Here is a 26,464-nt window from a genome sequence, read left to right as displayed (position 1 = left end):
ACCTTCTCCCCTGACCGGTGAGGCGTGGGAACAGCTCGCAGGTGCGCAACGACTGGTCCGGCCGTAGATCCGCGTCGAGGTCTATCCCAGTGGTAGGCGCGCCGCAGCGAGGGTGGGCGCGTCGCTGCTCGTCTGGCTCAGGAGTGTGAGCGCCTCTTCGGACGGGGAGCCGGCAGGTGTCGTGCACACGATGAGCACCTGGTCCGGCGAACGGGCGATCGACAGCGTCTGCTGGGTCACGATCACGGTACCGACGACGGGGTGGTGCAGTTCGTAAGACGCGGCGTCACACGGTGCCACGCGGTGGTCGCCCCACAGCGCGACGAACTCCGGGCTCCGCATGGTCAGTTCGCCGATCAGCTCCGCGAGCAGCGGGTCCTGCGGGTGCTTGCCGACGGCGATCCGCAGGTTCCCGACCACCGCGCGGGCCTTGCGCTTCCAGTCGGTGTACAGCTCCCGGCAGTGCGGGTCGAGGAACAGCATCCGGGTCATGTTCGGCCGCCGCGCCGGGTCGTCCGGGCTGTGGAAGTCCAGGTGGCCGGCCAGCAGACTGTGCCCGAGCGCGTTCCATGCCAGCACGTCGGTTCGCCTGCCGAGCACCAGCGCCGGGACGCCGTCCACGGCGCGCAGCAGGTCCCGCGTCTCGTCGGCGAGCTTCTCGGGCCGGGGGCGGCGCGCACGGGGGGCGCGGCGGGCGGCCTCGGCGAGCCGGAGGAGGTGCTCGCGCTCGTGGTCGTCGAGCCGCAGGGCGCGAGCGATCGCGTCGAGCACTTCGGCCGAGGCCCCGCGGGACAAGCCCTGTTCCAGCCTGGTGTAGTACGACACGCTGACCCCCGCCAGCTGGGCCAGTTCCTCCCGCCGCAGCCCGGCCACCCGCCTGCGGGGGCCGACGTCGCGCAGGCCGACGTCCTCCGGGCGCAGCAACGCCCTTCGGGCCTGCAGGAAATCACCGAGTGGGCCAGGTCCGTCCATGCGCCCAGTATCCGGTGCACGGCCGGCGCCCAGCCACACCCTGCGAGGGGTAGGACAACGCGGGAGTGGTTCGCACCCGCCCGCGTTCCCAGACTCGGTGCCATGGAGCACAACCCCGAACAGATCACACTGGGCGAGGTCACCGTCACCCGCGTCAAGGAGTTCTACGGTTCGGTCGGGATGAGGCCGGACGAGTTCTTCCCGGACAGTCCGGACGGCGCGTGGGACGAGCACCGCGACTGGCTGGCGCCCGACTTCTGGGACCCCGGCACCGGCCAGTGCCGGTCGGCGATCCAGTCCTGGCTGCTGCGCAGCGAGGGGCGCACGATCCTCGTCGACACCGGTGTGGGCAACCACAAGGACCGGCCGTACGCCCCGGTCTGGAGCCGGCTGCACACGAGCTACCTCGACAACCTCGCCGCCGCCGGGGTGCGGCCCGAGGACGTCGACATCGTCGTCAACACCCATCTGCACATCGACCACGTGGGCTGGAACACCCGGCTCGACGGCCGCGCCTGGGTGCCGACCTTCCCCAACGCCACGTACCTGCTGCCGAAGCGGGACTTCGACTTCTGGAATCCCGCCAACGAGAACGAGACCGTGTTCGGCCGGGGGAACCAGAACGTCTTCGAGGACAGCGTCACGCCGGTGCACCAGGCCGGCCTGACCCGGCTGTGGGACGGCTCGTACCGGATCGACAAGAACCTGAGGCTCGATCTCGCCCCCGGGCACACCCCCGGCTCGTCCGTGCTCGTCCTCGAGTCCGGCGGCGACCGGGCCCTGTTCGTCGGGGATCTGATGCACACCCCACTGCAGATCCCGGAGCCGGACACCAACTCCTGCTTCTGTGAGGACCCCGCCGAATCCCGCGCCACCCGGCACAAGCTGCTCGGCCACGCCGCCGAGACCAACGCGCTCGTGTTCCCCGCGCACTTCGCCGGCGCGGGCGCCGCCGTGGTCGAGCGCGACGGATCGAAGTTCGCGATCAAGGAGTGGGCGGCCTTCTCCCGCATCTCCTGACCCCGCCTGGAAAGGAAGTCTTTTCCGTGACCTGCAACGCGGATCCGGTGGTGGAAACCCCGGCGGGCGCCGTGCGCGGCGTCCGCGACGACTCCGGTGAGTTCTACCGCGCCATCCCCTACGCGGCGGCCCCGATCGGCGCCCGCCGGTTCGCCGCGCCCGAGCCACACCCGGGCTGGCCGGGCGTCCGCGACGGCACGCGGCCTTCGCCCACCGCGCCCCAACCCGCCCGCGACTTCGGCAAGCTCGACATGACCCCGTACTTCGGTCCGGGCTGGATCCGGGGCGAGGAGTACCTGACCGTCGACGTCCGCACCCCCGCCGCGGACGGCGGCAGGCGCCCCGTCCTGGTCTTCGTGCACGGCGGCGGATTCGTCACCGGCTCGACCCGCGCCGCGCTCTACGACGGCCGCGCGTTCGCCCGCGACGGCATCGTGCTCGTGACGGTGAACTACCGCCTCGGCATCCCCGGGTTCCTCGACCTGGACGGCGCTCCGGCCAACCGCGGGCTGCTCGACGTGCTCGCCGCGCTCGGCTGGGTCCACGCCACCATTGCGGCATTCGGTGGCGACCCGGACAACGTCACGATCTGCGGCCAGTCCGCGGGCGCCACGCTCGTCGGAACGCTGCTCGCGACGCCGGAGGCGGGCGGCCTCTTCCGGCGGGCGATCATGCAGAGCGGCAGCGGAACCGGCGCCTTCACCCCGGAACAGGCGCGACGCGTCACCACCGCGGCGGCTGCCGCGCTGGGTGCCGAACCTACCGCCGAGGCGTTCGCCGCGATCCCGGACGAGCGTTTCGTGGCGGTCCTGCCCGCGTTGACCGGACTCGACCTGCGCACCAGCACCGCCACGGACCCGCTGGCCGGCCTCAGCCCGTTCAGCGTCGTCCGCGCGGTCCAGCCCGCCGACGCTCTCGCCGACGGCCCGGCCCGTGACGTCGACCTGCTCATCGGCACCAACACCGAAGAAGGCCACCTCTACCTCGTGCCGCAGGGCACTCTGGAGACCACCACGGAGGCGGACGTGCGCGCCCTCGCCGCGCAAGTGCACCCGCACCCGGAGGCTGCGCTCGCCGCGCTACCGGAGGCGACCCCGGGCGAACTGCGCTCGGCAGTGCTCGGACAGGCCCTGTTCGGGACCGGGACGCAACGCTTGGCGCATGCCCATGCGCGGCTTTCGGGCGGCCGCACCCACGTCTACTCGTTCGGGTACCGCTCGACCGCCCTGAATGGACGGCTCGGCGCCGCCCACACCGTCGAATTGCCGTTCGTCTTCGACATCGCCGACGAGCCGTGGCTGCACGGTGACACCGGCCTGCTCGGCCCGGACCCCGTCCCGGACGGCCTCGCCGCCCGGGTGCACGGGGCCTGGGTCTCCTTCGCCCGGACCGGGGACCCGGGCTGGGCCGCGTACGATCCGCGACGACCTGTCGCGGAGGCGCTCGGCACCCTGCGGTGAACGGGTTCAGGCGGAGCTGTCGACGGGGAAGGTGACCCGGACCGTGGTGCCCTGCCCAGGCGTCGAGGTGACGTCGACCGTGCCGCCGTGTGCGGTCACGATTCCCTCGACGATGGCCAGGCCCAGTCCGGACGAGCCGCCGCCGTCGCGGCTGCGGCTCGGGTCGGCTCGGTAGAAGCGCTCGAACACGTGCGGCAGGTGCTCCGGCGCGATCCCGTCGCCCTCGTCCCGCACCGCGACCAGCACGTCGCGGTCGCGGGAACTGACCGTGACGGTGACCGGCGTGCCGGGCCGGGTGTGCTGCACCGCGTTGCCGACGAGGTTGCGCAGCACCTGCTGGATGCGCGGGCCGTCGCCGTCGACGACCGCTTCCGCCGCTCCGTCCAGGGTGATCTTCCGGTCGCCGCTGACGATCCGGGCGTCGTCCACCACCTCGCGGGCCAGCGTGACCACGTCCACCGGCGTGCGGTTGAGCGGCTGGGCCGCGTCGAGCCGGGCCAGCAGCGCCAGCTCGTCGACGAGCAGCCGCATCCGGCCCACCTCGGCCTGCATCCGCGCCATGGCGTGGTCGAGCTCGTCGCGATCGCGCAGCCCGCCCTGGACGTACAGGTCGATCCAGCCATGCATGGTCGTCAGCGGCGTGCGCAGTTCGTGGCTGGCGTCCGCGACGAAGGTCCGCAGCCGGTCCTGCGCCCGCTGCTGGGCGTCGTACGCCTTCTGCAGCCTGGCACTGAGCACGGCGGCGCGCGGGCCTGCGACCAGCGCGACGAGGGCGGGCCGCCACCGGGAGCGCCAGTTCACCGCTGCTCCGCACGCAGGCTGTACCCGAAGCCCCGCACGGTGCGGATCAGCGACGGGCCGCCGAAGTCGATCTTGCGGCGCAGGTTCGAGACGAACCGCTCGACCACGCCCGCGTCGCCGCCGAAGTCGTACTGCCAGACGCGTTCCAGGATCTGCGCCTTGGACACCACCCGCCCGGAATTGACCATCAGGTAACGCAGCAGCCGGAATTCGGTGGGCGACAGCTCGACCGGGCGCCCGCCCCTGGTCACCACGTGCCTCGTTTCGTCCATCTCCAGGTCGCCGCAGGACAACACCCCCTCCGGCACCGCGGACGGCACGCGGCGGGCGCGCCGCAACAGCGCCTCCAGCCGCACGGCGACCTCCACCACGTCGAACGGCTTGGTGAGGTAGTCGTCGCCGCCCATGCGCAGCCCCCGCACCCGGTCGTCCAGCCCGTCGCGGGCGGTCAGGAACATCACCGGCACGTCGACACCTCGCGAGCGCAGCAGCTGCAGCAGGTCGAACCCGTTTGTGCCAGGCAGCATCACATCCAGCACGATCGCGTCCGGTGCGCGCGCCTCGATCGCGGCCAGCGCGGCCGGCACGTCACCGGCCGCCTCGACCTCGAACCCGGCGAACCGCAGCGCGGACAACAGCAGCTCGCGCAAGCCCGGGTCGTCGTCCACCACGAGAACCTTGTCCACGTTGCCCATCACACCACGTCCGGCTGGGCTGCCGCGAACCTGACGGACGGCTGAGGGTTTCCTGACGGTTGGTCCGTACCTGTGGTTCGACCGGCCCTGCCGGCCCTAACGTTCCTCTCAGGACAGCGGAAAATCAGTGGGGAGAACGGAAATGCCAACACGTCGTGGATTTCTCGCCGGCACGGCGGCACTGGGCGGTGCGGCACTGGTCGGACCGGCGAAGGCGGACGGGATTCCGCTCGGTCAGGCGCCGGAACCGGTCACGATCAAGCCGGGTGATCCCCGCTACGAAGACCTCGTGTTGCGCCGGACGAGCGAGCGGTTCTTCCCGCGTCCCGGTTCCTTCCGCTTGCCCACGACTACCGAGCAGGTCGTGCGGGCGGTGGCGGACGCGACGCGCGAGGGCAAGCGGGTGACCGTGCGAAGTGGTGGGCACTGCTACGAGAACTTCGTCGGCGACGGCGCGGAGGTGATCATCGACCTGTCCGCGATGCGGCAGGTCACGTTCGACCGGCGGCGCAACGCGTTCATGATCGAGCCGGGCACGACCCTGTGGGAGGTGTTCGAGCGGCTCTACCTCGGCTGGGGCGTCACCATCCCCGGCGGCCAGTGCGGCGGCGTGGCCGCGGGCGGGCACATCCAGGGTGGCGGTTACGGCCCGCTGTCCCGGAGTCTCGGCTCGGTCGTGGACTACCTGTACGCGGTCGAAGTCGTCGTCGTGGACCGGTCCGGGCGGGCACGCGCGGTGGTCGCGACCCGCGAGCAGGACGACGAGAACCGGGACCTGTGGTGGGCGCACACCGGAGGCGGCGGCGGGAACTTCGGCGTGGTCACGCGGTACTGGATGCGCTCGCCCGGCGCGACCGGTGACGATCCCGCCCGCCTGCTGCCGAAACCACCCGCGGTGACCCTCGGCGCGACGATCGGGTGGCGCTGGCAGGACACCACCGAGGAGTCGTTCCACCGGCTGCTGCGCAACTACGGCGAATGGCACGAGCGCCACAGCGCGCCCGACTCGCCCTACGCCAGCCTCTTCAGCCCGATGCTGATCACCCGGCGCAACACCGGCGCCGACCCCGGCGCGTTCATCATGGTGGCCACAATGGACGGAAGCCTGCCCGACGCGGACCGGCTGCTGCGCGACTACCTCCAGGAGATCACCGCGGGAGTCCGGGGCACGATCACGGTGGAGCCGCCGCACCGGCTGCCGTGGCTGGCGGCGGTGAAGGCCGGATCGCTCAGCCAGGAAGACGAATCCGGGATGTTCAAGGCGAAAGCCGCCTACCTGCGCAAGCGGTTCACGGATGCGCAGATCGGCACCGCCTACCGCTACCTGACGAGCACGGACCACCGCAACGAGCGGGCTGTGCTGCTGCTGGTGCCCTACGGCGGCAGGGTCAACACCGTCGCGCCGGACGCGACCGCACTGGCCCAGCGGGACAGCATCATGAAGGCGATCTACACCGTCACCTGGACCGACCCGGACGGCGAGCAGGCGAACCTGGACTGGATCCGGCGCTGGTACCGCGCGATGTACCAGGACACCGGCGGTGTGCCGGTACCCAACAGCGCGAACGACGGCTCCTACATCAACTACCCGGACATCGACACCACCGATCCGGAGTGGAACAGGTCCGGAGTCGCCTGGCACACGTTGTACTACAAGGACAACTACCGGAAGCTCCAGCAGGTCAAGGCACGCTGGGACCCGCGGGACGTGTTCCACCACGCCATGTCGGTCAGGCTGCCGGACCAGGCCGTGTCCGGCTGAGACCCTCGCCGGTTACGAACCACGAGGCTCGAACCGGGGAAAGAACTTCCCGGGAGCTCCGTCGCGGCGTCGAAACCGCCGACGAACATCATCGCGTGCTCCACAGTAGCGATGCCGTACATGCCGGGCCGCCGCATCACGTCGGCCAGCCGGCCGGCGTTGTCCATCATTCAGCCTCCCGACACGAACCTACCGGGTTCAGCCTCACTGCCCGTGATCGCTCGCGGAGCAGCGAGGCGATCCCGGCATTACCGAAATCTGACGAGTGCGTCGCGGCAGGTGGGCGATGGGTGGGGCGGCCATAGGGTGGCCGCCATGCGGGTTCTTCTCACCGGGGGCGCTGGGTTCATCGGCTCGTGCGTTGCTGATCTGCTGGCCGCCGACGGGCATGACGTTCTGGTGCTCGATGATCTCCTTCCCCAGGCGCACGACGGCGACGCGGTGCCGGCATACCTCGCGGGGCATCGGTTCGTTCGGGGCACTCTCACGGACGGCGGGCTGGTGCGTGATCTGCTGGACGGGGTGGACGCGGTGTGTCATCAGGCCGCCGTCGTGGGGCATGGGCTTGATCCGGCGGATGCTCCGCTCTACGCGTGGCACAACGACTACGGCACGGCGGTGCTGCTGGCCCAGATGTACACCGCCGGGGTCGGGCGGCTGGTGCTGGCCTCCTCGATGGTCGTCTACGGGGAAGGCCGCTACCGGTGCCCGGCCCACGGCCTGGTCGACCCCGCCGCCCGCACACCGGCAGCGCTGGATGCCGGCCGGTTCGAGCCGCCTTGCCCGCGCTGCGGCGCCGACCTCGAACCGCTCCTCGTGCCGGAGGACGCGCCGCTGCGGCCGCGCAGCACCTACGCGGCCACGAAGCTCGCGCAGGAACACCTCGCCGCCGCCTGGGCGAGGCAGACCGGGGGCAGCGTGTGGGCGTTGCGCTACCACAACGTGTACGGGCCGCGGATGCCGCGCGACACCCCGTACGCCGGCGTCGCGGCGCTGTTCCGCTCCGCTCTGGAACGCGGTGAGGCTCCCACCGTCCTCGAGGACGGGCGGCAGCGGCGGGACTTCGTGCACGTCGAGGACGTCGCCGAAGCGAACCTCCGGGCACTGACCACTCCGGGCGCGCCGGGCGAGCTGACTCCGGTCAACGTCTGCTCCGGCACCCCGCACACCGTCGGCGACCTGGCCACCGAACTGGCCCTGGCCTTCGGCGGGCCGCCCCCGGTGGTGGCCGGGGGTGCACGACCCGCCGACGTCCGGCACGTCGTGGCCGATCCGGCCCGCGCCCGCGAACTGCTGGGGTTCACCGCGAAGATCCCCTTCACCGAGGGGATCGCGGCCTTCGCCGCCGCGCCGCTGCGTGCCTGAGCATCAGTGCGCGGCGAGCGGGAGGCGGACCTCGAACCGGCAGCCCGCGCCGTGGTTGCGCACCCCGATCCGGCCGTGATGCGCCTCCACGAGTCCCTTCGTGATCGCCAGCCCCAGTCCCGCGCCCGCCGCGCCGGAGGGGTCCGGGGTGCGGGCCGCCGTGCCGCGGAAGGCGACGTCGAACACCCGGGCCAGCTCGTCGTCCGGGATGCCGCCACACCCGTCGTCCACGGCGAGCAGCGCGTCGCCGCCCTCGACGGCCACCCGCACGGACACCGTGCCGTCCGGGGGCGTGTGCCGGATCGCGTTGGAGACCAGGTTCTGCACGATCCGCGCCAGTTCCGGGTCGCTGCCGAACACGACCGGCCACGAGTCGGACTCGGCGCGCACGCAGACCTGCTTCCGCCGCGCGATCGGCGCCTGCGTGGCGACCGCGTCGCTCACGACGTCCCGCAGCGGCACCGCCGACATCGACAGCCGCAGCTCTCCCGCCGTGATGCGGGAGAGCTCGAACAGGTCGGTCACCATGCCGGAGAGCCGTTCGCTCTCGCCGCTGATGCGCTGCGCGTAACCGGCGACCTCGCGCTGGTCGGAGACGATGCCGTCGGCGAGCGCCTCGGCCATCGCCCGGATCCCGGCCAGCGGGCTGCGCAGGTCGTGGCTGATCCACGCCACCAGGTCGCGCCGCGCGGCCTCGGCCGTCCGCTCACGCTCACGCGCCTCGCGCTCCCACACCGTGCGCCGCGCGATGGTGCGGCCCAGCACGATCGCGGCCGGCACGGTGACCAGTCCGACGAGCAGGCACACCAGCACCATCGTGGTCATCGCCGGGGTGAACATGAAGCCGCTGACGCCGAGCACGCCGGTCAGCGTCGACAGCACGGGGATCAGCACGAGCACTGTCAGCGTGGTCGCGAGCGAGCGGCGCCGCAGGACGTACAGGACCAGCCCGCCGGCGACCGCGACCGGCAGGGCGAACAGCAGCGCCACCGGCAGGATGTGCCAGGCGTGCAGGAGCATGTCCCGCCACGGTTCGCTCGGTTCGATCATGGCCGCACCGGGTCGTAGCGGTAGCCGACACCCCACACCGTCGCGATCCGCGTGGGCCTGGCCGGGTCGTCCTCGATCTTCTCGCGCAACCGGCGCACGTGGACGGTCACGGTGGACTGGTCGCCGAAGTTCCAGCCCCACACCTTCTCCAGCAGTTCCTCGCGGGAGAACGCGGTGCCGGGCTGGGCGAGGAAGAACGCGAGCAGGTCGAACTCGCGGGTGGTCAGGGACAGCGGCCGCCCGTCGAGGGTCGCCTGGTGCGCGCTCAGCCGCAGCCGCAGGCCGCCGTCGGTGAGCACGGCGGGCGCCGGTTCGCGCGCGGGCAGCCGCGCCCGCCGCAGCACCGACATCACCCGCAACGCGAGTTCGCGCGGGCTGAACGGTTTCGTCACGTAGTCGTCGGCGCCCAGGCGCAGGCCGGCGATGCGGTCCTCCTCCTCGCCGAGCGCGGTGAGCAGGACGACCGGCACCGCGGTGCGTTCCCGCATCCGCCGGCAGACTTCGAGGCCGCTCATGCCGGGCATCATCACGTCGAGCACGACCAGGTCGGGTTCGCGCCCGGCGAAGCGGCGCAGCGCCTCGTCGCCGTTCCCGGCGAGTTCGACGGTGAAGCCGCCCGCTTCGAGGTAGCGCCGCACGACGTCGCGCACCGTCTCGTCGTCGTCCACGACGAGGATGTGGCCTGTTCCAGTCACGTCCGCCCTACCAGTACGTCAGCACGAGGTGGTTCACCGCGAGCGCCGTGACGGCCTGGCCGGCCAGCCAGACCCGGCGCCGGCCCGGCAGCAGCGACACCGCGGGCACCAGCCACACCAGGAATGGTAGCCAGATCCGCTCGGTCTCGGCCTTGGACAACCCGGACAGGTCCGCCAGCGCGACGGCCAGCGCCGCCCCGGCGACCAGCAGCAGCACCGGATCGCGCCACCGCCGGACGAGCACCGCGCGCCGCACCCCGGCGATCACCGCGGGCCCGGACGCGATCACCAGGCACGCCAGGTTCGCCCACACCCAGTAGGCGTACGGCCGCTCGGCGGCGATGCCCTGGTAGTACCGCTCGACGACGAGGTGGTAGCCGTCGAGCCACCAGAACCCGGCCAGCGCGAACACACCGGTGACGGCGAGCGCGCCGGCCACCGCCAGCGGCAACGCGCGGGCGACGCTCCGCCCGGCGACCGCCACCGCGAGCGCGACCGTCCCGAGCAGGACGAGCCCGTAGGACAGGAAGATCCCGAACCCGAGCACCACACCTCCGGACAAGGCCGCCGGGACCGCCGAGCGCCGGCCGGTGCGGAAGGCCAGCGTGGCGTGCGCGAGCAGAGCGATGCCCACGGCGGTGACCCCGGCGAACAGCCCGTCCGCGGAGGCGCCGATCCACACCGCGCCCGGGAAGAGCACCAGGAACGGCAGCGTCGCGCGCGCCGCATCGGCCCGGCCCAGCGCGGACAACGTCACCGCCACCGCGGGCACGGCCAGGCATCCGGCGAGTACGCACACCACGGCGGCCCATCCCCCGCCGGACAGGCCGAGGCGGTCGAGCCACACGAACACCAGGGTCGCGCCCGGCGGGTGCCCGGACACGTGGGTGGTCCACGAGTCCGGCTGGAAGTCGAGGATCCGGGCAGTGAACCCGCGCAGCATGGCCGGGATGTCGTGGATGCCGGGCACCTCGCGCAGGTACTCGTTGGGGTTGGTCAGGCGCCCGGTGAGGCCGCGTTGCCAGCCATCGACGAGCGCGAGCGCGAACGTCCAGGCCAGCGCCGCGAGGTAGGACCCGGCCAGCAGCGGCCGCCACGCCGTCGTCCGCGCGAGCGACGGCCCCCAGGCGACCACCGCGAACGCCACCATGACGGCGAGCACCGTGCCCGGGCCGGCGTGCGGCAGCCAGACCCCGAACAGCGGCGCGGCCGGTGCGAGGAGGGTGACCCCGGAACCGGGCCGGTTGAGGTAGGCGCCGACCGCGACGGCCACCGCGACCAGCGCGCCCGCGCACACCACGGTCACCAGGTCCGCCCGGCGGCCGCTGCGCTCCGGCGCCCGCACGACGTCCACCCGCACTCGTGTCCCCTTCCGCGCCGACTTCGCGCACCGTAACCCGCCGGCCGCGCCGACAGCGGCGCTCGCGCGGATCCGTCAGGAGTCGGTAAGAATTGTCAAGGCGTCATGATTCGGTAAGGGCCGCAACGGTTCTCAACTCTCCACCGTGGACATACCGTCCGGTGTCGTGGATGTGATCCTGCCCTGTCTCGACGAGTCCGGTTCCCTGCCCGGCGTGCTGTCGGCGCTGCCGCCTGGCTGCCGGGCGATCGTGGTCGACAACGGCTCGACCGACGGTTCGGCCGAGGTCGCCGCCGCCGCGGGCGCCAAGGTGGTCAGCGAACCGCGCCGCGGCTATGGCGCGGCCGTGCACACCGGCCTGGAGCACGCGACCAGCGACCTCGTCGCCGTCCTGGACGCCGACGGCTCGCTCGACCCCGCCGCGCTGACCGCGCTCGCCGGCGTGGTGGAGCGTGGCGAGGCGGACCTGGCGGCCGGACGGCGGCGGCCGGTTCCCGGCGCGTGGCCCTGGCACGCCCGCGCGGCCAACGCCGTGTTGTCGGCGCTGCTGCGGCTGCAGGGCGTGCCGGTGCACGACATCGCGCCGGTCCGCGTGACCCGCCGGGAGGCGCTCCTCGGGCTCGGCGTGACCGACCGCGCGTCCGGCTACCCGCTGGAACTGCTGATCCGGGCGGGCCGCGCCGGGTGGGTGGTGCGCGAGTGCGACGTGGTCTACCGGCCCCGGTCCGCGGGCCGGTCGAAGGTGTCGGGTTCGGTGCGCGGGACCGTGGGCGCGGTCCGCGACATGGCGCGGGTGCTGCTCGGATGACCGCCCGGTTCTGCCTGCTGGTGGTCGCCAAGGCGCCGGTGCCCGGGTTCGCGAAAACCCGGCTGTGCCCGCCCGCGTCGCCGGACCAGGCCGCCGAGATCGCCGCCGCCGCGTTGCTGGACACGCTCGATGCGGTCGCCGCGACCCCAGGGGCGGTGCCCGTCGTCGCCGTGACCGGGGATTTCGCCACCGCCGCGCGGTCGGCGGAGATCCGGCGGGCACTGACGCGGACGACAGTCCTGGATCAGCGCGGCGGGCCCTTCGGGGAGCGGCTGGCGAACGCGCACGCCGACACCGCCGCCCGGCACCCCGGCCTGCCGGTGCTGCAGATCGGCATGGACACCCCGCAGGTCCGTCCGGAGCTGCTCGCGGCGGCGGCCGCGGACCTCGCCGCGCACCAGGCGGTGCTGGGCCGCGCGCCCGACGGCGGCTGGTGGGCCCTGGGCCTGCGGGACCCGGCGGCCGCCCGCGTGCTGGCGGACGTGCCCATGTCGCGATCGGACACCGGCGACCGCACACACGCGGCCCTGTCCCGGCGTGGCGCGGTGCCGCGCGAACTCGGCGAGTTGTCCGATGTGGACACGATGGCGGACGCGCGCGCGGTGGCTTCGCTGTGCCGCGGCCGGTTTCCGGCCGCGGTGGCGGCGGTGACGCGGTGAGCGGGCATTTCGACAGTGCTCTCCTGGGCGGGCACTGCCGTCTGGAACTCGCCGACGGCAGCCGGATCGAGCTGCCCGCCCAGCGCTGGGTGCGCGATCCCGGCACCGCCGACGAGCTGCTGCTCGGCCGCTGCTGGGGTCCGACCCTGGACATCGGGTGCGGTCCCGGTCGTCTGACGGCGGCGCTCGCGCGGCGGGGTGTCCCGTCGCTGGGCATCGACGTGTCCGGCACCGCGGTCCGCCTGACCCGCCGCCGGGGCGGGGTGGCGTTGCGGCGGGACGTGTTCGACCGCGTGCCCGGGGCCGGCCGGTGGCGGCACGCTCTGCTGGCGGACGGCAACATCGGCATCGGCGGCGACCCGGTGGCGTTGCTGCGGCGCGTGTTCGAGCTGCTCGGGCCCGGCGGCCGGGCGCTCGTCGAACTGGACCCGCCCGGCGCGGCGGTCCGGCGGGAACGCGTGCGGGTCGACGGCAGCCCGTGGTTCCCGTGGGCCTGGCTGGGCGCCGACGCGCTGGCCGGCGTCGCCGCGGCCGCCGCACTGGCGGTGTCCTGGACGGCGGCGCACGGCGGGCGGCACTTCGCCGAGCTCAGGCGCGGCGGCTGAGGATCAGGCGCACCCCGTAGACGAGTCCGGAGACCGCGAACATCGCCAGGACCAGCCACAGCCAGCGGCCGAGGTAGGGCTGCTGGTCCAGTCCGGTGGCGGCGAGGTGGGTGGCCTCGCCCTGGCGGATGATGCCGGGCAGGAACAGCAGGAAGGTCAGCCCGGCGCCGAGCAGGGGCAGGCGGATGTGGTTGACGATCCGGACGGGCAGCCGCGCCAGTGCTCGTCCGGACAGTGCCCATCCGACGAGTGCACAGAGCGGGAACAGGACGAGGTCGTGCACGACGGCGGCGCCGGCGAACCAGGCCAGCATCGTCGGCAGATCCGGCTCGCCCAGCAGGAAGGAGCCGGCGTAGGCCGCGAGCGCGAGGCCCGCGAGCAGGGCGATGAGCCGTTTCACCGGGCGCTCCGGAAGGCGATCGAGCGCACCCATTTCGTGCAGTGCACGCCGGGCAGGGCGGGGACGATGACGCGGGCGGGGAAGCCGTGGTCGGGGTTGAGGTCCTCGCCGTTGACCCGCAGCGCGAGCAGCGAGTCGGGATCGGTGGCCTGGCCGGGGTTGAGGGTCGCCTGGGCGAACGGTCCCCGTTCGAGCGAGGTCACCGACGCCGAGGCGGGGTCTGGGATTCCGGCGAGCGCGGCCAGGTCGCGCAGCCGCACCCCGGTCCAGGTCTGTACGGTCGACCAACCCTCGACGCAGGCGATGGGCAGCCGCACGGTGTGCTGGGGCAGGGCGAGCAGGTCGTCGCGGGTGAGGACGAGCTCGTGCCCGCCGGTGACGGTGAGCCGCCAGCTCGCGCCGGTGCTCTCGGCGGTGATCCCGGCCGCGGCGGCGGTCCGGTTGACCGGGAAACCCTCCCCCGGTTGCCTGCCGCGTGGCAGGAGCAGTGCCAGGTCCCGCAACGGGCCTCCGGTGGACTGTCCCGCGGTGAGGAGGCCGACGAGCAGGGCTCCGCCGCCGACTGTGCCGAGCAGCCCGCGCCGGCTCAGGCTCGGGGGCGCGGGGTCGGTGGCGACGAGCCCGGTGTCGTCGGGCGGCTCGGGCACGGTGTCTTCGCGCGAGGTGGCCAGTTCGCGGCGCAGGGAGCGGGACCGCAGCGCGCGCACCGTGGTGGGGAGTTTGAGCGCGACGTGCGTGACGAACGAGGCGAGGAAGACCCACGCGCCGATGTAGTGCCCGGTGTAGAAGCTGAACCCGAAGACGTAGTCGTACTGGATGTTGAGGATCCCGGTGGCGAACTCGAACAGGGTGCTGCCGACCAGGAGCAGCAGCGAGATCCGTTCCAGCGCGTGGGTGAGCGAGCGGACCGGTGGCCAGGCGAACAGCTTCGGGATGACCGACCACAGCTTGGCCAGCACGACCGGCGCGAGCACCAGCGCCAGGCCGACGTGCAGGCCCTGCGTCAGCTGGAACAACCACGCCGGGCGCGTCGGCCAGTCGAACGCAGGCAGGCGCAGCCACCCGACGTCCGCGGGAATTCCCTGTCCCGGCCCGTAGGCGGCGTAGTCCAGCAGGCCGGTGACGATCACGAGCGGCAGGCAGGCCAGCAGCACCACGCCGAGGACGGAGGTGAGCCAGGGGCCGCGCAGCGGACTGCGGAACCGGATGCGCCGCAACACGCGCGGCGGTGGCGTTGTCACGCAGGCGATGCTAGGTCCGTGCCCGCGCCGTCCGGCCGTTCCCAGTTGTCCGTTGAGACTCTCGTAAGATCCGCGGCCGCCCGTACCGGACCCGCACCGGAACCGCACACCGCGGGCTGCCGGACGGGGAAGCGGCGCGGTCCGTGTCAGCGGAACGTCGTCGCCACGCACGCGACGAATGCGAAGATCCTTCCGATTCAGGCCGCCTCATGGTGGCCGCTGTTGCCAGCGAATACGAAGGTGCGATGAAACACTCACGCAAACTCGCCGGGCTCGCCACCGCAGGCGCCCTCGCCGTGTCCACGCTGCTGTTCGCCCCCGAAGCCGCCGCCATCGACCACGAGGTCTGGACCGCCGACGGCGACCCGGGCGGCGTCGCCTGGTTCACCGAGCACGGTGACTACGTCTACGCCTGCGACATGGAGGCGGACGGCTGGGCCGTGGGCCTCGACGTGTACTGGAACGGCGGCTCCTACACGCTCAGCGCGGGCGGCAGCGGCAACTGCGACCTCGCGGACGCCAGCGAGGCCGGGCACAACCTGCCGGAGAACGCCTACATCAACTTCCGCGTCTACCTGCACAAGGACGGCACGCCCTACGCCTACCAGCGCACCGCGCAGTGGTACAACGACAACTGACGCACTCGCCGGATCTCCGGGGCCGCGAGCGGTAACGCCGCTCGCGGTCCACCCCGTCACTCCTCGTGTCCGCTGTGCCGCCGGTCGTTCGGTGGGACAATGTCGGGATCCGGAGGGGCGCATGGGCGAGGAAGTCGGGCAGCACACCTTCACGAGGGCCGACCGCACGAGGTACCGGGCGCGGTTGCGGCGGTGCCTGGAGGCGTTCGCGCGCATGCTGCGGGAGTCGCACTTCGAGTTCGAGCGGCCGATGACCGGGCTGGAGATCGAGCTCAACCTGGTCGACGAGCGCGGCGAGCCGACGATGTGCAACGCCAGGACGCTGGAGGCCATCGCCGACCCGGACTTCCAGACCGAGCTGGGCCAGTGGAACCTCGAGATCAACGTCTCGCCCCGCCGGCTCAACGGCGACGGCGCGAAGACGTTCGAGGACGACGTGCGCGCCAGCCTGAACGCCGCGGAGGCGAACGCCAACCGCATCGGCGCGCACCTGATCATGGTCGGCATCCTGCCCACCCTGCGCCAGGACCACCTGACCGGCGCGTCGCTGTCGCTGAACCCGCGGTACGAGCTGCTCAACGACCAGATCCTGGCCGAACGGGGCGAGGACCTGCACATCGCCATCGACGGCGTCGAACGCCTGCGGGCCACGTGCGACACGATCGTGCCCGAGGCGGCGTGCACGAGCACCCAGTTCCACCTGCAGGTGAGTCCCGCTCAGTTCCCTGCCTACTGGAACGCCGCGCAGGCGATCGCCGGGGTGCAGGTCGCGGTCGGTGCGAACTCGCCGTTCCTGCTCGGCAAGCACCTGTGGGCCGAGACGCGCATCGCGCTGTTCGAGCAGGCCACCGACACCCGACGCGAGGAGCTGAAGGCACAGGGCGTGCGGCCGCGGGTGTGGTTCGGCGAGCGGTGGATCACCTCGATCTTCGACCTGTTCGAGGAGAACGCCCGGTACTTCTCCGCGTTGCTGCCGATCTGCTCCGAGGAGGACCCGTTCGAGGTGCTCGACCGGGGCGACACGCCGTCGCTGCAGGAGCTGCGGCTGCACAACGGCACGATCTACCGCTGGAACCGGCCGATCTACGCGGTCACCCGCGACCGCGCTCACCTCCGGGTGGAGAACCGGGTCCTGCCCGCCGGTCCGACGGTCATCGACACCATGGCCAACGGCGCGTTCTACTTCGGACTCGTCCGCACCCTGGCCGAGGACGAGCGTCCGATTTGGACCCGGATGTCGTTCAGCGCGGCGGAGGAGAACTTCCACACCTGCGCGCGCAACGGCATCGACGCCTCGATCTACTGGCCGGGGCTGGGCACGGTCCCGGTGGCGGAACTGGTGCTGCGGCGGCTGCTGCCCATGGCCGACGAGGGGCTGCGGAAGTGGGACGTCGACGCCGGTGAACGCGACCGGCTGCTGGGCGTGATCGAGCAGCGGTGCCTGACCGGCACCACCGGCGCGAGCTGGCAGCAACGACGGTTCCGCCGCCTGTTCGACACGACGGGCCTGGACAGGTTCGACACGCTGCGCACCCTGGTCGGCGAGTACCGGGAGCACATGCACACGAACGAGCCGGTGCACAGCTGGCCGGATTAAGGGTCCTGGCGGCTTCGAGCTAGCCGCGACGAGGTTCCTCCAACAGCCGGAGCCGTTGCGGGACTTCCTGAGCACTGGAGAAGAGGCTCGCGCGCACGGCGCGGGACATTGCCCGATCCCCGCCGGACGGATCAGGTGCTCGACCCGAACGTCTCCACCGCGCGGCGAGCCTCCGCCTCGCAGTCGGTGAACGTCGCCGTTGCCAGGGTGGCTCCGACCGGGCGGATGGCGGCCGCAGTCATCGACAGGCTCGTCATCCCGAGGCCGGTCAGCACGCGGGCCAGGCGCGGGTCCGCCGCCGCCTCCCCGCACACGCCCGCCGGCTTGCCGGCATCCCGCGCCGCTTCGCCGATCAGGGCTATCAACCGGAGCAGCGCCGGCTGCCACGGGTCGTTCAACGCGGCCACCGCGCCGAGCTGACGGTCCGCGGCGAACGTGTACTGCGCGAGGTCGTTGGTGCCCACGGACACGAAATCCACCGCCTCCAGGATCTCGCGCGCGGCCAGCGCCGCCGCGGGCACCTCGATCATCACCCCGGCCCGGGCGATCCCGGCGGCCCGCGCCCGCTCCGCGAACCACGCCGCCTCCGCGGCGGTCGCCACCATCGGCGCCATCACCGACACCTCCGCACCCGACTCGGCGGCCGCGGCGGCGATCGCTTCGAGCTGGCGGTCCAGCACCTCCGGACGGGCGAACGCGACCCGCACGCCCCGCACCCCCAGCGCGGGGTTCGGCTCCGGCTCCGGCGCCAGGAACGCCAGCGGCTTGTCCGCCCCCGCGTCCAGTGTCCGCACCACCACCGGCTTCCCGGCGAACGGTGCGAGCACGGCCGCATACGCCGCACGCTGCTCGGACACGGACGGCTCGGACGGCGCGTCCAGGTAGCAGAACTCCGTGCGGAACAACCCGATCCCCTCGGCGCCGGCCTCGGCGGCCGCCCGCGCGTCCGCCACCGAACCGACGTTGCCGAGGATCCGGACCCGGCGCCCGTCCGCCGTCGCGCCCACGCCGTTCCACTCCACCGCCGCCCGCCGGTCCGCGACCACCACCGGCCCGCGCGGGTCCGCCGGCTCGACCACGCCGGTGTCGCCGTCCACGACGAGCGCCTCGGCCCCACAGGCCAGCAACCCCCGCACCGCGACGACAGCGGGGATTCCCAGCGCCCGCGCCAGGATCGCGGTGTGGCTGGTCGGCCCGCCCTGCTCGGTCACCAGCGCCAGCACCTTCGCCGGATCGAGCCCCGCGGTGTCGGCGGGCGCGAGATCACGGGCGACCAGCACGCTCGGCGACGCCAGTTCCGGCACCCCGGGCGGCTCGACGCCGAGCAGTTCGGCGACGATGCGGTCCCGCACGTCCTGGATGTCCCGCACGCGCTCGGCGAGGTACCCGCCCGCGGCGGCCAGCGAGCGGGCGAACCCGTCCGCGGCCTCGTGCACCGCGCGCGGCGCGGGCACGCCTTCGACCGTGACCAGCCGCTCGGCCTCGGCGACCAGCCCGGGGTCGTTCGCCATCGCCGCGGTGGTGAACAGGATGTCCGCCGCCTCGCCCGCCGCGGTGGCGGCGAGGTCCTCCAGGCGCCGGGCGACGGCCGCCGCGGCCGGCGCGATCCGCGCCGCGTCGGCGGCCGAGTCGGCGGGCGCCGGGGTGCGCGGGGGTTCGCCCAGCGGCTCGGCCACCCGCACCACGGGACCACTCGCGCGTCCCGGGCTCACCGCGACCCCGGACAACCTCGTTCCCAGCATGCGCAACACCTTTCAGTCGAGCAGGGCGCCGGCCAGCGACTGGTCGCAGATCAGGACGTCGAGGACACCGGTGCGCAGCGCGCCCAGCGTGCCGCGCGCCTTCTCCGCCCCGGCCGCGACACCCGCCACCGTGGGGATGCCGGCCAGGTCGGCGAACGTCGTGCTGATCACCCGGTCGTCGACCGGCCCCGGTACCGGACGCCCGTCGGCGTCGAAGAACCGCGCGCAGAAGTCACCCACCGGGTGGTGACCCTCGAACTCCGCGCGCTCCTCCGGCGTCAGCTCCATGGCCGTGAGCAGGGCCGCCGAGGACCCGACCCCGACGCTGCCGATGCCGACGACCGCGACGTGCACCTTGCGCGCCCGGTCCAGAGCGTCCCGGATGGACGGTTCGGCGAGCAGGATGTCCCGTCCCGCGCGGGAAGTCAACAACGCGGGTGCGTGCAGCAGCTGGAACCGGCCGCCGAGTCGCGCGGCCAGGTCGCGGACCAGCTCCTCGCCGCTGATCGCCGATTCCACCGACGACAGGCCGCCGACGAGCGGCAGCACCTCGACGTCGAGCGCGCTTTCCTCGGGCACGTGCTGCACGACCGCCTGCAGGCTGCGCCCCCACGACACCCCGACCCGCTGTCCGGAGTGGACGTTCTCCAGCAGCCACCGGGCGCCGAGCTCACCGACGCGCGGCAACGGGCGCTCCCCCGCGGCGTTCTCCGCGACCCGGCAGTCGCGCAACCCGAACCGCGCCGCGAGCTCGCCTTCGAGGTCCAGGTCCCGCCCGGCCGGGTCGTTGATGCGGATCTGCACGATGCCGCGTTCCCGCGCCGCGGTCAGCATCCGGGACACGCTGGAGCGGCTCACGCCCAGCGTCTCCGCGATCTGGTGCTGCGACCGGCCTTCCTCGTAGTACAGGCGCGCCGCCTTGACGAGCAGCTGCTGTTCGCGGGGCGGTGGCATCAGGCGTCCGCGGTGGACACCAGCCGGGACAGCTCGGCGAGCGTCGCGTCGGCGTTGTCCCCTTCGGCGGTGATCACGACCTCCTCGCCGTGCCCGATCGCCAGGCCCAGCACCGAAAGCATGCTGCGGGCGTCGACGGGTTCGGCGCCCGGCCGCGCGATCGAGACCGGTCCGCCGTGCCGGGCCGCGGCCTTGACGAACTGGCTCGCGGGGCGGGCGTGCAGGCCGACCGGCGAGGCGATCCGGACTTTGATCTCAGGCATGTCGCTCCTTCGCGTTGGGGGTTGTGACCCGCTGGACCGGCATGTTACACACATCACTGTCAAACGTGAAGAAGCTTTGCACTTATGTGCAGACGCGTTTGTTCAGGGGGCCGACAAGGAGGAAAATATGGAGGAGCTTGCTGTAATGGCGCAGCAGGCGGACACCGGGTCCAGTTCCGGTCCCCTCGGTGTCCTCGAGTGGCTCGGCAGCCACTTCATCGGGCTGTTCAACGCCTCCGGCGAGCAGTTCGTGAGCCTGGTGACCGGCATTCTGCCCACCCTGATCGTCCTGCTGACCGCGATGTACGCGATCACGACGTTCATCGGCGAGCAGCGCGTCACCAGAGCCGTCCGGTGGTCGGCGCGGTGGTGGATCACCCGCTACACGATCATGCCGGTCCTGGCGGTGCTCATGCTGACCAACCCGATGGCCTACTCGTTCGGCCGGTTCCTGCCGGAGCGGCACAAGCCGGCGTTCTACGACTCCGCCGTGTCGTTCGTGCACCCGGTGACGACGTTCTTCCCCTACGCCAACGCCGGCGAGCTGTTCGTCTGGCTGGGCGTGGCCAACGGCGTGGCCCAGCTCGGGCAGTCGACGGTGCCGCTGGCGCTGCGGTACTTCCTGGTCGGCATCGTGGTGATCTTCATCCGCGGCGTGGTCACCGAGCGGATCACCGCGTTCATGATCAAGCGGACCGGGCGGACCGAGGTGTTCGCGGATTTCGACCGGCAGTTCGAGGCGGCCAAGGCGGGTGCGAAATGACCGAAACCCACACCACCCGCGCGGTGTTCGTCCGCCCCGGCGAAGGCGGCTGGGGCAAGGGCCTGCTGCTGCGGGTCGACGGCAAGCGCGACAAGGTCCTGTCCGTGACCGGCGGCGGCATCCACCCGGTGGCCGCGCGGATCGCCGAGCTCACCGGCGCCGAGGCGGTGGACGGGTTCCACACCTCGGTGCCGGACGACGAGGTGGTCGCCGCGGTGATCAACTGCGGTGGCACCGCCCGGATCGGCGTCTACCCGCGCAAGGGACTGCCCACTGTGGACGTCTACCCCGGCGCGCCGGGCGGGCCGCTGGCGAAGTTCATCACCGAGGAGCTGTTCGTCTCCGCCGTCGGCGTCAAGGAAGTGACCGCGGCGGACAGCGAGACGGGCACCGCGCCGCCGAAGGTGCCGCCGCGGGAGGAACGCCCGTCGGCCCGGGACGTCGCGGCGACGGTCACCGGCGGGCAGTCCACGGGGTTCGGGCGCGCGTTCGACTCGGTGTCCGGGGTGTTCGTGAAGTTCGGCTCGGGCGTCGGCTCGTTCGTGAACACGATGCTGGCCTCGGGCAGGCAGACCGTCGAGCTGACGCTCACCACGATCCTGCCGTTCATGGCCTACGTCAGCCTGCTGCTGGGCATCGTGAACTACACCGGGATCGCGCGCGGGATCGCGAACGTGCTGTCGCCGATCGCGAGCAACCCGCTCGGGCTGGTCGTGATCTCGCTCGTGGTGTCGCTGCCGTTCCTGTCCCCCATCCTCGGGCCGGGCGCGGCGATCGCGCAGGTGGTCGGCACGCTGATGGGCAGCCAGATCGCGATCGGCGCGCTGCCCGTGCAGTACGCGCTGCCGACGTTGTTCGCGATCAACGGGCAGGTCGGCTGCGACTTCATCCCGGTCGGCCTCGCGCTGGGCGAGGCGAAACCCGAGACCGTCGCGGTCGGCACCCCAGCGGTGCTGATCAGCCGGTTGATCACGGCGCCGCTGGCGGTCATCATCGCCTGGGGCGCGAGCTTCGGACTGTGAGGTGTCGACGATGACGGTGTACTACGAGAGCACGATCCTGCGGGCCGGTGAGGAGGCGCAGGACATGGTGGACGGCGGGGTGGTGATCCTCTACGCCGACCCGATCCCGGACGCGCTGGAAAGCGTCAGCGTCGTGCATTCCCCCGCCGCGAAGCCGGAACGGGAGGTGCGCGTCGGCGACATCTTCCGGCTCGGCGACGCGGAAATCGAACTGACCGCGGTCGGCGAGCGCGCCCACGAGAACCTGCAGACGCTGGGGCACATCGTGGTCTACCTCAACCCGGACGAGGGCACCACGCTGCTGCCCGGCGCGGTGCACGGCCGGGGAACGGTGTCGCTGCCTGCCGCCGGGGCGACGCTGACGCTCAGCGGCGGGAGCACGACGTGACCTGGCAGGCCGCCGCGATCCTGGTCGCCGGGTTCGTGGTGGCCGGCTACTTCAGCTACCGGCAGCACCTGCGGTACGCGCGGGTGGTCAACCAGGTCGCGGCGGAGGAGAACCGCGGCGGCGTGCTGCTGGTGACCGGGCGGGCCAAGGGCAAGCTGCGTGGCGCGGTGGTGCTGCTGGTGGTCGACCGGCGGCGGAACGCGGTCACCAGGGCACTGGCCATGGAGGGCGCGTCGGTGTTCGCCCGGTTCCGGGAACGCCCGGAGCTGACCGGGCCGCTCGGCACGCTCACCGAGCGGGCGCCGTCGAAGGCCGTGGCCAAGGCCGCCGCCGACGCGCTGACGATGGTGTCCCGGCTGACCGCGGGACAACGCGCGGCCGCCTGAATTCCCGGCGCGGAACGGGGCCGGCTTCCTAACGGGAGCCGGCCCCGTTTTCCGTTCCTCGTTGTGCACAAATGTGCAGACAAGGTGAAGGGTTGTGCTGGTTATCGCCTGCGTGGTACCAAGAAATCACTGAAGTGCATATGACGTGCACATTTGTGCAGACGGGGAAGGTGTCGAGATGAGCTACGCCGATCGGCTGCGAGCCCGCGAACGCGAAGTGGGCCGTCCGGTCCGCATCGGACTGGTGGGCGCCGGCCAGATGGGGCTGGGTTTCGTCGTGCAGGCCGCCCGGATCGACGGCATGGAGGTCGCCGCGATCGCCGACATCGCCCCGGAGCGCGGGGTGCGGGCCTTCGAGCGGGCCGGGCGCGCGGACGTCCGGACCGACGGGGACCTGGCGGCCGCGGTGGAACTGGGCCAGGCGGTCGTGGTGGACGACGCGCTGGCGCTGACCCGCCTGCCGGTCGACGTGATCGTGGACGCCAGCGGCGTGCCCGAGGTCGGCGCCCGGGTCGCGTTCGCCGGGCTGCTGGCGGGCAAGGACATCGCGCTGCTCAACGTGGAATGCGACGTCACGGTCGGCCTCCTGCTGTCGAAGGTGGCCGCTGGACTCGGCCGCGTCTACACGGTGTGCCGCGGCGACGAACCCGTGGAGTGCAAGGCGCTCGTCGACTACGTCCGCGACATCGGTTTCGCGGTCGTGTGCGCCGGGAAGGGCAAGAACAACCCGCTCGACCCGGCAGCCACGCCGGATTCGGTCGCGGCGGAGGCCGCCGCGAAGGGCATGAACCCGCACATGCTCGCCAGCTTCGTGGACGGCTCGAAGACCATGATCGAGATGGCCGCCCTCGCCAACGGCGCCGGCCTGCAGGTGAGCCGCCGCGGCATGACCGGCCCGTACTCCACTGTGGACGATCTGAACCGGATCTTCCGCCCCGCGGCCGACGGCGGTCAGCTGCCGGAGCCCGGCGTGGTCGACTACTGCACGGGGCCGGTCGCGCCGGGCGTGTTCGTCGTCGGCCACAGCGACGACCCGGTGGTCGTCGAGGAAATGGCCTACCTGGGCATGGGTCCCGGCCCGTACTACACCTTCTACCGGCCCTACCACCTGGCGAGCGTCGAAGCGCCGCTGTCCGTCGCACAGGCCGTGCTCGACCGCACCCCCAGCCTCGCGCCGGTCGCGTGGAACGCGGAGGTGCTGGCGGTGGCGAAGCGGGACCTGGCGAAGGGCGAACTGGTCGACGGCATCGGCGGCGAGACCGTCTACGGCGTCACCGACTCCGCCGAGGCGGCCCGCGCGGGCGGCCACGTGCCGCTCGGCCTGGTCAGCGGCGCCCGCGTACTGCGTGACGTGCCCGCCGGCACGGTGCTGACCGCCGCGGACGTCGCCGTCGACGAGACCACCACGATCGCGTCCCTGCGGCGCCTGCAGGACCGGCTCCTGCAGGGCGAGCCGGTGCGGGACCTGGTTCCGGCGTGAAGGGGACGACGATGGATCTGATCGGCGACGCCGGACCGGCCCGCGAGGCGCTGCTCACCATGTGGACGATCCGGCGCTTCGAGGAAGCGGTGGACGACCTGTTCGCGCGCGGGCTCATGCACGGCACCATGCACCTGTCGATCGGGCAGGAAGCGGTGCCGGTGGGCGCCTGCCTGGCACTGTCCGAAGGGGACTACATCACCTCCACCCACCGCGGTCACGGGCACTGCATCGCCAAGGGCGCGCGGCTGGACGAGATGATGGCCGAGCTGCTGGCGAAGGAGACCGGCTACTGCCGTGGCCGGGGCGGGTCGATGCACATCGCCGACGTGGCGACGGGCAACCTCGGCGCGAACGGCATCGTCGCGGGCGGCGTGCCGATCGCCGCGGGCGCGGGGCTGGCGGTGCGGATGCGCGGCGGGCAGGAGGTCGTGGTCAGCTTCTTCGGCGACGGCGCGGTCAACGAAGGCGCCTGGCACGAAGGCGTCAACCTGGCCGCGATCTGGGACCTGCCGGTGGTGTTCGTGTGCGAGAACAACCACTACGGGATGTCGATGTCGGTGAGCCGCGCGTTCCGGGTCAAACAGCTGTCCGAACGCGCCGCCGCCTACGGAATTCCCGGCGTGACGGTCGACGGCAACGACCCGCAGGCGGTGCACGACGCGGTGGCCGACGCGGTGGCGCGAGCCCGCACGGGCGAGGGCCCGACGCTAGTCGAAGCCATGACCTACCGCTGGAAGGGCCACTCCAAGAGCGACAAGAACCTCTACCGCACCCGCGAAGAGATCGAGCAGTGGCGGGAACGCGACCCGATCGCCCGGTTCGAGCAACGGGTGGCGAACACGCTGGGAGACCAGGAGATCCAGGCCTGCCGGGACGAAGCCCGCGAGCGCGTGCGGGCGGCGATCCGCGCCGCCAACGCCGCGCCGGACGCCTCGGCGGAGTCGCTGACCGAGGCGGTGTACGCGAAATGACCGCGGTGACGGAACAGACCCGCACCCTCACCTACGCGGAGGCCGTGCGCGAGGCGCTGGCCCAGGCGATGACCGCCGACGAGCGGGTGTTCCTGCTCGGCGAGGACGTCGGCACGTACGGCGGCGCCTTCGGCGTCACCGGCGACCTGGTGCATCGCTTCGGCGAGGAACGGATCCGGGACACCCCGATCAGCGAGCTGGGCATCGTGGGCGCGGCGGTGGGGGCCGCGCTCGCCGGGATGCGGCCGGTGGTGGAGATCCAGTTCTCCGACTTCACCGCGCAGGCCATGGACCAGATCGTCAACCAGGCCGCGAAGATCCACTTCATGCTGGGCGGCGCGGCGACCGTGCCGATGGTGCTGCGCGCGCCCACCGGCTCCGGCACCGGCGCCGCCGCGCAGCACTCGCAGAGCCTGGAGGCGTGGTTCGCGCACGTGCCCGGGCTGAAGGTGGTCATGCCGGCCACCCCGGCCGACGCGAAAACCCTGCTGCTCGCGGCGATCGAGGATCCGAACCCGGTGATCGTGCTGGAGCACAAGCTGCTCTACAAGCAGAGCGGCCCGGTGCCCGAGGCGGCCACGCCCGCCCGGCTCGGTGAGGCGGCCGTGCGCCGGACCGGGGCCGACCTGACCATCGTGGCGACCGGCGTGATGGTGTCGCGTGCGTTGGAGGCGGCGGAACAGCTGGCCGCGGACGGCATCGACGTGTCGGTGATCGACCCGCGCACGCTCAAACCGCTCGACGCGCAGCCGATCGTGGACGACGTGATCCGCACCGGGCGCGCGTTGCTGGTGCAGGAAGCGCCGAAGACGGCCGGGTTCATGGCCGAGATCGCCGCGACCATCGGCGAGTCGCCCGCGTTCGGGCACCTGCGCGCGCCGATCGCCCGGCTGTGCGGGCTCGACGTGCCGATCCCGTACGCGCCGCAACTGGAGCGGGCCGCGGTGCCGCAGGCCGGCGACATCGTGCGGGCAGCCGCGGACCTGGTGCGGAGGTGGTGATGCAGGAAGCGCCGCTGGTCATGCCGAAGATGTCGATGACCATGACCGAGGGCACGCTGGTGACCTGGCACAAGTCCGAAGGGGACGAGGTCCGCGCGGGCGAGGTCGTGTGCGAGGTGGCCACCGACAAAGTCGACATGGAGGTCGAGGCGCCCGCCGACGGCACCCTCGCCCGGATCGTCGCGCAGCCGGACGACGTGGTCGCCGTCGGCGAGCCGATCGCCTACCTGACCACCTTGGCCGAGGACCTGCTGGCGGGCCTGTTCGACGGTCCCGCACCGGAGCCTGCGCCGCAGCCGGAGCGGGAGCGGGAGCGGGAACCCGAGCCCGTGCCCGCGGCGCCGGCGCCGGCTGCGGCCCAAC

The 26,464-nt window shown here is 72.5% G+C and carries 28 protein-coding genes; 17 read left to right on the top strand and 11 right to left on the bottom strand.

Annotated features, from left to right (window positions below; genetic code table 11):
* Positions 1–81: 81 nt before the first annotated feature.
* The gene (locus ACCP09_RS38395) at positions 82–972 is read right to left on the bottom strand and encodes a helix-turn-helix domain-containing protein (protein WP_433753916.1); all 891 of its coding nucleotides are present in this window, start codon (positions 970–972) and stop codon (positions 82–84) included.
* Positions 973–1,074: 102 nt separating this feature from the next.
* Between ACCP09_RS38395 and ACCP09_RS38390 the strand changes: the two genes are divergently transcribed.
* Both ACCP09_RS38390 and ACCP09_RS38385 read left to right on the top strand, forming a co-directional pair.
* On the top strand, positions 1,075–1,992 hold the full coding sequence (locus ACCP09_RS38390) for an MBL fold metallo-hydrolase (RefSeq protein ID WP_433753914.1): 918 nt from the start codon (positions 1,075–1,077) through the stop codon (positions 1,990–1,992).
* A gap of 26 nt (positions 1,993–2,018) precedes the next feature.
* A complete protein-coding gene (locus ACCP09_RS38385; RefSeq protein WP_433753912.1) occupies positions 2,019–3,452 on the top strand; it encodes a carboxylesterase/lipase family protein in 1,434 nt (477 codons plus the stop codon).
* A gap of 6 nt (positions 3,453–3,458) precedes the next feature.
* Here the strand turns inward: ACCP09_RS38385 and ACCP09_RS38380 are convergent, their stop codons facing one another.
* The gene (locus tag ACCP09_RS38380; RefSeq protein WP_433753910.1) at positions 3,459–4,253 is read right to left on the bottom strand and encodes a sensor histidine kinase; all 795 of its coding nucleotides are present in this window, start codon (positions 4,251–4,253) and stop codon (positions 3,459–3,461) included.
* Entirely contained in the window at positions 4,250–4,948 is a 699-nt protein-coding gene (locus tag ACCP09_RS38375) for a response regulator transcription factor (protein ID WP_433753908.1), read from the bottom strand. The genes ACCP09_RS38380 and ACCP09_RS38375 overlap by 4 nt, the downstream gene beginning before the upstream one ends.
* Positions 4,949–5,090: 142 nt before the next feature.
* Between ACCP09_RS38375 and ACCP09_RS38370 the strand changes: the two genes are divergently transcribed.
* Together ACCP09_RS38370 and ACCP09_RS38365 are read left to right on the top strand one after the other, a co-directional pair.
* The gene (locus tag ACCP09_RS38370; protein WP_433753906.1) at positions 5,091–6,710 is read left to right on the top strand and encodes an FAD-binding oxidoreductase; all 1,620 of its coding nucleotides are present in this window, start codon (positions 5,091–5,093) and stop codon (positions 6,708–6,710) included.
* Between the two features lie 315 nt (positions 6,711–7,025).
* Positions 7,026–8,075: an NAD-dependent epimerase/dehydratase family protein gene (locus tag ACCP09_RS38365; protein WP_433753904.1), complete on the top strand. Its 1,050-nt coding sequence runs from the start codon at positions 7,026–7,028 to the stop codon at positions 8,073–8,075.
* A 3-nt stretch (positions 8,076–8,078) separates the two neighbouring features.
* Here the strand turns inward: ACCP09_RS38365 and ACCP09_RS38360 are convergent, their stop codons facing one another.
* The 3 genes from ACCP09_RS38360 to ACCP09_RS38350 are packed head-to-tail and all read right to left on the bottom strand — an operon-like array spanning position 8,079 to position 11,180.
* A complete protein-coding gene (locus ACCP09_RS38360; protein WP_433753902.1) occupies positions 8,079–9,125 on the bottom strand; it encodes a sensor histidine kinase in 1,047 nt (348 codons plus the stop codon).
* Positions 9,122–9,793, bottom strand: coding sequence for a response regulator transcription factor (locus ACCP09_RS38355; protein ID WP_433753918.1), 672 nt, complete (start codon positions 9,791–9,793; stop codon positions 9,122–9,124). The genes ACCP09_RS38360 and ACCP09_RS38355 overlap by 4 nt, the downstream gene beginning before the upstream one ends.
* A 34-nt stretch (positions 9,794–9,827) precedes the next feature.
* Positions 9,828–11,180, bottom strand: coding sequence for a hypothetical protein (locus ACCP09_RS38350; RefSeq protein WP_433753901.1), 1,353 nt, complete (start codon positions 11,178–11,180; stop codon positions 9,828–9,830).
* 166 nt (positions 11,181–11,346) lie between these two features.
* On the opposite strand from ACCP09_RS38350, the gene ACCP09_RS38345 reads away from it, so the two are divergent.
* Genes ACCP09_RS38345 through ACCP09_RS38335 form a run of 3 tightly spaced genes read left to right on the top strand, consistent with a single transcriptional unit; the run spans position 11,347 to position 13,252 of the window.
* Positions 11,347–11,988, top strand: a complete 642-nt coding sequence (locus ACCP09_RS38345) for a glycosyltransferase family 2 protein (RefSeq protein ID WP_433753899.1) — start codon at positions 11,347–11,349, stop codon at positions 11,986–11,988.
* On the top strand, positions 11,985–12,647 hold the full coding sequence (locus tag ACCP09_RS38340; RefSeq protein WP_433753897.1) for a TIGR04282 family arsenosugar biosynthesis glycosyltransferase: 663 nt from the start codon (positions 11,985–11,987) through the stop codon (positions 12,645–12,647). Before ACCP09_RS38345 ends, ACCP09_RS38340 begins: the two co-directional genes overlap by 4 nt.
* Positions 12,644–13,252 carry a class I SAM-dependent methyltransferase gene (locus ACCP09_RS38335; RefSeq protein ID WP_027931020.1) on the top strand — a complete coding sequence of 203 codons (609 nt, stop codon included), beginning with the start codon at positions 12,644–12,646 and terminating at the stop codon, positions 13,250–13,252. The genes ACCP09_RS38340 and ACCP09_RS38335 overlap by 4 nt, the downstream gene beginning before the upstream one ends.
* Here the strand turns inward: ACCP09_RS38335 and ACCP09_RS38330 are convergent.
* Positions 13,236–13,652: a hypothetical protein gene (locus ACCP09_RS38330; protein WP_231960578.1), complete on the bottom strand. Its 417-nt coding sequence runs from the start codon at positions 13,650–13,652 to the stop codon at positions 13,236–13,238. The genes ACCP09_RS38335 and ACCP09_RS38330 overlap by 17 nt on opposite strands.
* Positions 13,649–14,893, bottom strand: coding sequence for a molybdopterin-dependent oxidoreductase (locus ACCP09_RS38325; RefSeq protein WP_433753894.1), 1,245 nt, complete (start codon positions 14,891–14,893; stop codon positions 13,649–13,651). Before ACCP09_RS38325 ends, ACCP09_RS38330 begins: the two co-directional genes overlap by 4 nt.
* 245 nt (positions 14,894–15,138) lie before the next feature.
* Between ACCP09_RS38325 and ACCP09_RS38320 the strand changes: the two genes are divergently transcribed.
* Together ACCP09_RS38320 and ACCP09_RS38315 are read left to right on the top strand one after the other, a co-directional pair.
* On the top strand, positions 15,139–15,531 hold the full coding sequence (locus ACCP09_RS38320) for a hypothetical protein (RefSeq protein ID WP_027931023.1): 393 nt from the start codon (positions 15,139–15,141) through the stop codon (positions 15,529–15,531).
* Positions 15,532–15,652: 121 nt separating this feature from the next.
* Entirely contained in the window at positions 15,653–17,128 is a 1,476-nt protein-coding gene (locus tag ACCP09_RS38315) for a glutamate--cysteine ligase (protein WP_433753892.1), read from the top strand.
* A 131-nt stretch (positions 17,129–17,259) separates the two neighbouring features.
* On the opposite strand, the gene ptsP is transcribed toward ACCP09_RS38315, so the two are convergent.
* Genes ptsP through ACCP09_RS38300 form a run of 3 tightly spaced genes read right to left on the bottom strand, consistent with a single transcriptional unit; the run spans position 17,260 to position 20,087 of the window.
* A complete protein-coding gene (ptsP, locus tag ACCP09_RS38310; RefSeq protein WP_433753890.1) occupies positions 17,260–18,870 on the bottom strand; it encodes a phosphoenolpyruvate--protein phosphotransferase in 1,611 nt (536 codons plus the stop codon).
* Positions 18,871–18,882: 12 nt separating this feature from the next.
* On the bottom strand, positions 18,883–19,824 hold the full coding sequence (locus ACCP09_RS38305) for a sugar-binding transcriptional regulator (RefSeq protein ID WP_027931027.1): 942 nt from the start codon (positions 19,822–19,824) through the stop codon (positions 18,883–18,885).
* The gene (locus ACCP09_RS38300) at positions 19,824–20,087 is read right to left on the bottom strand and encodes an HPr family phosphocarrier protein (RefSeq protein WP_027931028.1); all 264 of its coding nucleotides are present in this window, start codon (positions 20,085–20,087) and stop codon (positions 19,824–19,826) included. The genes ACCP09_RS38305 and ACCP09_RS38300 overlap by 1 nt, the downstream gene beginning before the upstream one ends.
* 127 nt (positions 20,088–20,214) lie before the next feature.
* Between ACCP09_RS38300 and srlA the strand changes: the two genes are divergently transcribed.
* From srlA to ACCP09_RS38260, 8 genes are all read left to right on the top strand, one after another.
* Positions 20,215–20,850, top strand: a complete 636-nt coding sequence (gene srlA / locus ACCP09_RS38295; RefSeq protein WP_223843126.1) for a PTS glucitol/sorbitol transporter subunit IIC — start codon at positions 20,215–20,217, stop codon at positions 20,848–20,850.
* On the top strand, positions 20,847–21,872 hold the full coding sequence (srlE, locus tag ACCP09_RS38290; RefSeq protein WP_027931029.1) for a PTS glucitol/sorbitol transporter subunit IIB: 1,026 nt from the start codon (positions 20,847–20,849) through the stop codon (positions 21,870–21,872). Before srlA ends, srlE begins: the two co-directional genes overlap by 4 nt.
* Positions 21,873–21,882: 10 nt before the next feature.
* Positions 21,883–22,260: a PTS glucitol/sorbitol transporter subunit IIA gene (locus ACCP09_RS38285; RefSeq protein WP_017981696.1), complete on the top strand. Its 378-nt coding sequence runs from the start codon at positions 21,883–21,885 to the stop codon at positions 22,258–22,260.
* Positions 22,257–22,646, top strand: coding sequence for a transcriptional regulator GutM (locus ACCP09_RS38280; RefSeq protein ID WP_378333226.1), 390 nt, complete (start codon positions 22,257–22,259; stop codon positions 22,644–22,646). The genes ACCP09_RS38285 and ACCP09_RS38280 overlap by 4 nt, the downstream gene beginning before the upstream one ends.
* Before the next feature lie 178 nt (positions 22,647–22,824).
* Positions 22,825–24,126 (top strand): NAD(P)H-dependent oxidoreductase, encoded by a 1,302-nt coding sequence (locus ACCP09_RS38275; RefSeq protein WP_027931031.1) that lies wholly within the window; start codon positions 22,825–22,827, stop codon positions 24,124–24,126.
* Positions 24,127–24,137: 11 nt separating this feature from the next.
* Positions 24,138–25,100, top strand: coding sequence for a thiamine pyrophosphate-dependent dehydrogenase E1 component subunit alpha (locus ACCP09_RS38270; RefSeq protein ID WP_433753886.1), 963 nt, complete (start codon positions 24,138–24,140; stop codon positions 25,098–25,100).
* Complete coding sequence (locus ACCP09_RS38265) at positions 25,097–26,101, top strand: alpha-ketoacid dehydrogenase subunit beta (RefSeq protein WP_433753884.1); 1,005 nt, start codon at positions 25,097–25,099, stop codon at positions 26,099–26,101. Before ACCP09_RS38270 ends, ACCP09_RS38265 begins: the two co-directional genes overlap by 4 nt.
* Positions 26,101–26,464, top strand: a 364-nt coding sequence (locus tag ACCP09_RS38260) for a lipoyl domain-containing protein (protein WP_433753882.1), incomplete at its 3' end; no start/stop codon positions are given. The genes ACCP09_RS38265 and ACCP09_RS38260, both read left to right, overlap by 1 nt.

The organism is Amycolatopsis sp. 3B14 (genome assembly GCF_050958625.1).
Lineage (GTDB): Bacteria > Actinomycetota > Actinomycetes > Mycobacteriales > Pseudonocardiaceae > Amycolatopsis_E > Amycolatopsis_E thermoflava.
The sequence above is the reverse complement of the archived record's forward strand: the minus strand, read 5'-3'. Positions and strand labels throughout refer to the sequence as shown.